This is a genomic window from Victivallis sp., from assembly GCF_048170485.1.
Classification (GTDB): domain Bacteria; phylum Verrucomicrobiota; class Lentisphaeria; order Victivallales; family Victivallaceae; genus Victivallis.
Map to the genome: position 1 here is coordinate 1 of NZ_DBEXAY010000060.1, position 3,764 is coordinate 3,764.

Consider the following 3,764-nt stretch of genomic DNA (forward strand, 5'->3'; position numbering starts at 1 on the left):
CTTTTCCGCGCGGCGAAGGAGGAAAACGGCGCGCTCCGGGTGAGCTTCGACAACGCCGAGGGCGGACTCAAGACCTCCGACGGCAAGGCGCCGAACGGAATGCGCTTCGCATGGATGAGTACTCCCGCGCGCTGCCGGCGGAGAAGGAATTTCTGCGCATCGATGCGGAGAAGCCGGAGCAGATGATTCCGATTCTGCAGAAGAACAACGTGAAGCGCTACGGCACCATCACGCCTGCTGACGGCAAAGGGGCGATCCGGATGACCGATCTTCAGATCGTCGACCGGGGCGACTTCAAGCTGGTGTTTCTGGTGGCGATGGGGGATCCTGCGGTCCGGCTGGCGAAGGTGTCGCTGAATCTGGAGGATGGAGGCAGTTTCTACCTCTGCGACGCGATCCGGCGGCGGATTCTGCTCAACGGCAAGAAGGAGTGCTGGAGCGCGGAGGAGCTGCGCCGCGGCTTTGAAGTGGTTCTGCCGTCGCAGCAGCGGGTGGTGCTGACGCTGGAGCGGACCCGCCCCGCCGGAATGGAACAGAGTGTCTCTGTTGAAGCGCGTCGCGAGGAGTTCCGGCAGCAGCAGCGGCAGGAACAGCCTGCGCTGGCCGCTTTTGCCGCCGAGCGAAAGCGGTTGCAGAAGGTCTATCAGGAGGAACGCATCTGGCACGGCGTCAATGCGGAAAAGTGCGTCAAACTGGATCTCTCCGGCTTCGTCAATATGGCGTTCCGGGATGAGATCGCCGGCGACCGGAAGGGGGGCTGGTTCGATCAGGGCGGCAACGATTTTGCGAACATGCCGCTGGGGGACCGGGTGTTCGCCGGGGTGCCGTTCCGCATCATCGACCCTGCCGCCAACGGGAATAAGGGCGTCATCGTCCTCGCCGGGAAAGAGCGGGATTACTTCCCCGCTGAGGTTTTGGGGATTCCGGTCAACCGGAAAGCGGCCGCACTCTATTTTCTCCATACGATGGGATGGGGAGAGAAGGGGCAGAAGGCACTCATCTACCGGATTCATTACGTGGATGGCTCTTCGCTGGAGATCCCCGTGGTAGGCGAGCGGGATATTTGCGGCTGGTGGGGCGCGAAGGCCGCGCCGAATGCGAAGATCGCCGTGGAGGTTCCCAACGCGCAGAAGGATGTGGTGAGCATGCAGTGTTTCCGCTGGCGGAATCCGCACCCGGAGAAGGAGATTCGTGCACTCGACGTGGTTTCCGCCCGGGAGAGTGCGGTTCCGGCGCTGGCCGCGGTCACCGTGGAGACTCCCTGACAATCCGAAAGAATTCCCATGAGAGAGAATTGCGACTTTTCTTGCCCCAAAAGCTTGACATGATTCCGAATCCCGGTTAGAGTATAAAAATCGGGGTTCAAGCCCGGTCAATCAACAGGGAAAGGAAAATGTATGGGCAGATTTCTGATGTTGTTCGCCGCGCTGGCGTTTCTGGCGGCGGACGCGGTCGCGGCTCTCAAGGTCGATCCGGTCTTCTCCTCCAACATGGTGCTCCAGCAGGAGAGGCCGATCGCTTTCTTCGGCTCCGCCGATCCCGGGAGTTCCGTGACGGTCGAGTTCAACGGAAAAAAGGTGACCGTCAAGGCCGGTGATGACGGCAAATGGCGCGCCGAGTTCCCGGCGGTGAAGGCGGGGGAAACCGCTTATACGGTCCGGATTTCCGACGGGAAGAAGAGCGTGACCCTCAACGACGTTCTGGTCGGCGAGGTGTGGTTCTGCTCCGGCCAGTCCAACATGCAGATGCCGGTCGGCAAGGTCTTCCGCCGCGGCTGGTCGGCCGAGAACTGCGAAGAAGAGGTGCGCAACGCCACCGATCCGCAGATCCGCTACGCCTTTCAGCGGCTGGTCTCCTCGCAGACCGACCGGAAGCCCGCCCGCTATTCTCAGGCGACGGGTTGGGTGAAGTGTTCGCCGGACGTCGCCCATTACTTCAGCGCGACGGCCTATTTCTTCGGCCGGAAACTGCGGCAGGATCTCAAGGTGCCGATCGGCCTCGTCAACGCCTCCTGGGGCGGTACCCGGATTGAACCGTGGATCTCTGAAGAGGGCTACAAACAGGCCGGGCTGGACCACGAAGCCGGGCAGATCGACCGCTTCAAGATGACGCCCGAGGAGAAGAAGGCGTTCGAAGCGAAAGAGCAGGAGCGGTTCAGCCGCGAGATGGCGGCGTGGTACCCGAACTTCGAAAAGGCGGAAGCCGCGGCGAAGAGCCGGGCCGCCGGATGGGCGGATCCCGCCTTCGACGACTCCGCGTGGAAGAAGTGGAACAATCAGGACCGCTACAACAAGTTCGTCGTCCGCTGGTACCGGATGAAGTTCCAGCTGCCGAAGTCGATGCAGAACCAGAAGGTGCGTCTCTCCATCGGCAAGGTCGGGGAAACCGCCGACGTCTATCTCAACGGCAAACGGATCGGCGGTTGGAAGCCGTTCGACGCGGAGAAGAGCAAGCGGATTTCGCTTGAGCTTGCCGCCGACGCGTTCCAGCCGGGAGAGAATGTGATCGCCGTGCGGACCGAGAACTTCTTCAACTCCTCGACCACCAACAATATGAACAGCATCCGGCAGGCCCGCCTCTCCGCCGGCAAGGCGAGGTTCGCGCTCAACAAGTGGGTGCAGGCCGATGAGTACAACGAGCGGCAGCAGCCGATTGCCGGGAAACGCGCCCCGGGATTCATCAACATTCCCTACAAGAGCCACCAGTTCCCCGGCGCGCTCTACAACGGCATGACCGATGCCTGGACCAAACTCCCGGTGCGCGGCGTGATCTGGTATCAGGGGTGCTCCAACGCCGGGCAGCAGCACTACTATCCGCTGCACAAGGCGCTGATTGCCGACTGGCGCGCGAAGTGGAACAATCCTGACATGCCGTTCCTGATCGTCCAGCTCGCCGGATACGAACCCGGCCGCGCCAACAACTGGAAAAACTCCGACCCCAACCGCCCCTCCGGCTACGCGCTGACCCGGGACATTCAACAGCAGATGCTGAAGATTCCGAACGTCGGTCTCGCTTGTGCGATTGACATCGGCGAAGCGGCGAACATCCACCCGGCCAACAAGCAGGATGTCGGCCGCCGTCTGGCGCTGGAGGCGGAGCGGATCGCCTACGGGAAGAAGATCGTCAGCCGCGGCCCGCTCTTCCGCGCGGCGAAGGAGGAAAACGGCGCGCTCCGGGTGAGCTTCGACAACGCCGAGGGCGGACTCAAGACCTCCGACGGCAAGGCGCCGAACGGATTCGCCGTGGCTGGCGCGGATAAGAAGTTCGTCTGGGCCGATGCGAAGATCGACGGCGATACGGTGCTGGTGAGTTCTCCGTCGGTTCCGGCTCCGAAATATGTCCGTTACGCCTACGTCGGTTATCGCGGGGACTGCAACCTCCGCAACCAGGCGGATCTGCCCGCTTATCCGTTCCGTTCGGATGCGATTGATTACGCCGCCGTGAAATAACCGGACGTTCTCTTTTTGCGCGTCCCCGCCGGTTCTCGTGACCGCGGGGGCGCTTTTTTGTCGGGTCTTCCCGGCGGCATCAGGGGAACAATGCCATTCTTCCTCCCCGGAAGACACAAGGCCGCACGCGGGGGGAATTCAAGTTTGGAGATCGAAGAAAAAAAGTGGTACACCCAAAGGGATTTGAACCCCTAACCTTCTGGTCCGTAGCCAGACGCTCTATCCAATTGAGCTATGGGTGCACGTATTGATGCAACGTTTTTAAATATACCCCGGGAATCGGCGTTTGCAAGCTCAAAACGTGAAAAAATTACA

At 61.4% G+C, this 3,764-nt stretch carries 3 protein-coding genes and 1 tRNA gene; 3 read left to right on the top strand and 1 reads right to left on the bottom strand.

Annotation, left to right across the window (positions count from 1 at the left end; genetic code table 11):
- The 3 genes from ACMLHG_RS03150 to ACMLHG_RS03160 form a co-directional block, all read left to right on the top strand.
- Nucleotides 1–186 (top strand): hypothetical protein (locus ACMLHG_RS03150; protein ID WP_417169521.1); only part of this gene is annotated, 186 nt, incomplete at its 5' end.
- Nucleotides 111–1,265 (top strand): hypothetical protein, encoded by a 1,155-nt coding sequence (locus ACMLHG_RS03155; protein ID WP_417169522.1) that lies wholly within the window; start codon nucleotides 111–113, stop codon nucleotides 1,263–1,265. The genes ACMLHG_RS03150 and ACMLHG_RS03155, both read left to right, overlap by 76 nt.
- Before the next feature lie 132 nt (nucleotides 1,266–1,397).
- Nucleotides 1,398–3,449: a sialate O-acetylesterase gene (locus tag ACMLHG_RS03160; RefSeq protein ID WP_417169523.1), complete on the top strand. Its 2,052-nt coding sequence runs from the start codon at nucleotides 1,398–1,400 to the stop codon at nucleotides 3,447–3,449.
- A 165-nt stretch (nucleotides 3,450–3,614) separates the two neighbouring features.
- Here ACMLHG_RS03160 and ACMLHG_RS03165 read toward each other — a convergent pair.
- Nucleotides 3,615–3,691 (bottom strand) — tRNA-Arg (locus ACMLHG_RS03165).
- Nucleotides 3,692–3,764 lie beyond the last annotated feature (73 nt).